Below are 1,124 nucleotides of genomic sequence, written 5' to 3' on the forward strand. Positions count from 1 at the left end.
GACAAAAAATTGGATTTCCATCTTCAATCCGAAGTTATCCAGCTTGATCCGGTGATCGTGACCGCAACTTTGTCCGAGCACAAGCAATCGCAAGTGACCACTTCCGCTGAAGTTTTGACAGAAGCGAAATTGCAGGAAATGACGGCAACCACGGCAGCGGAAGCCATCGAGTCCGTCGGCGGGCTGTATGTCAAAAATTATGACGGATTAGCCGGCGTGGTTTCTCCGTCGATTCGTGGCTCCAATACCAACCAGGTCGTTGTTCTGCTGGATGGCGTGCGCCTGAACACAGGCCAGGGCGGCGGCGTTGACTTGAACGCTTTCCCGGTTTCTGCGCTGGGAACCATCGAAGTCGTGCGCGGCGGACACTCCGCTCTTCTGGGCGGCGATGCTATCGGCGGCGCCATTCATCTCATGAGCAAAACGCTGAACGCGGCTTCGCCGTTGGCATTTGGTTTTCAGAGTACAGTGGGTTCTTTTAGCACGCGTGAGTTGAATGCTTTCGGGGCACAGCGTTGGGGCAAATTTTCCTACCTCATCGATTTCAATCACGCGCAGAGCGATGGGAATTTTGAATTTGAAATGCCCGAGAGCGGCGCCAAAGCCACGCGCGAAAACAACGATTACAAAGGCGACAATCTCTTTTTCAAAACCGGGTTTGATTTCAATTCCGGAAATAAATTACAACTCATTTTCCACGGGCATGATTCAGAAAAAGGAGTTGCCGGTTCCGTAAAAATTAATCCCTGGACAGGCGCGCCCATGACAACACCAAATGCTCGTGCGGAAAATGAACGCCGGCTTGTTTCTGTTTTGAGCGATAATCAGATTGCAGATCGAATTCGGCTGCAAACAAATGTTTTTATGAACAAAAATACTTTTCACTACACCAATCCCGACGGCTGGACTCCGGTCGATGATAAACATGAAAACACAGTTCTGGGAGTAAATTGGCGCGGTATTTATTATCTGACACAAACATTGAAAATTCAAACGGGATTGGAGCAGCGCGTTGAAAAATTGGAAAGCACAAAATTCACGGTTGACGACCGCAATGTGTTTGGCGCTTTTGTGCAGTTGGAATTAAATCGTGCGTTTTCTGTGGCAGGTAAAACAGCGCAATT

Annotated in this window: 1 protein-coding gene; it reads left to right on the top strand. The window is 48.9% G+C overall.

What is annotated here, in order from left to right; all coding sequences use genetic code 11:
* Positions 1 to 1,124: TonB-dependent receptor (locus GXO74_16810; protein NOZ63317.1), on the top strand; the 1,124-nt coding region annotated here is incomplete at both ends.

It is taken from the genome of Calditrichota bacterium (assembly GCA_013152715.1).
In the GTDB taxonomy this organism is placed as follows: domain Bacteria; phylum Zhuqueibacterota; class Zhuqueibacteria; order Thermofontimicrobiales; family Thermofontimicrobiaceae; genus 4484-87.